We start from the raw sequence: 546 nt of genomic DNA on the forward strand, positions 1-546 counted from the left end.
GTGGCTTTGTCCTGCACCTGGTCGATGGTGTCGAACAGGGTTCGGGCGAGCCAGGCGTAGCGGATGGTGCGGTTGTAGCGTTCAACGTAGGCGTTCTGCTGTGGCTTGCCCGGCTGGATGTGCTCGACCCGGATGCCATGCCGCTGCGCCCAGGACAGCAACGCGCCACTGATGTATTCAGGGCCGTTGTCGCAGCGGATCACGGCGGGCTTGCCGCGCCACTCGATGATCTGCTCCAGCGATCGGATCACCCGGGCTGACGGCAGCGACAGATCCACCTCGATCCCCAGCCCCTCGCGATTGAAGTCGTCGAGCACATTGAACAGCCGGAAGCTGCGGCCGTCGGCCAACTGGTCGTGCATGAAGTCCATCGACCAGACCTGGTTGATGGCCTCCGGCACCGCCAGAGGCTCGGGCCGCTCACGCACCAGCCGCTTCTTCGGCTTGATCCGCAGGTTCAACTCCAACTCGCGGTAGATCCGGTAGATCCGCTTGTGGTTCCAACCAAAGCCTTTCACGTTGCGCAGGTACAGGTAGCACAGGCCA

The 546-nt window shown here is 63.2% G+C and carries 1 pseudogene; it reads right to left on the bottom strand.

The features are described 5' to 3' along the window. Positions 1 to 546: pseudogene (locus LN450_RS15430) on the bottom strand (IS3-like element ISXac2 family transposase); the annotation flags it as partial.

The organism is Xanthomonas euvesicatoria pv. euvesicatoria (assembly GCF_020880415.1).
Lineage (GTDB): Bacteria > Pseudomonadota > Gammaproteobacteria > Xanthomonadales > Xanthomonadaceae > Xanthomonas > Xanthomonas euvesicatoria.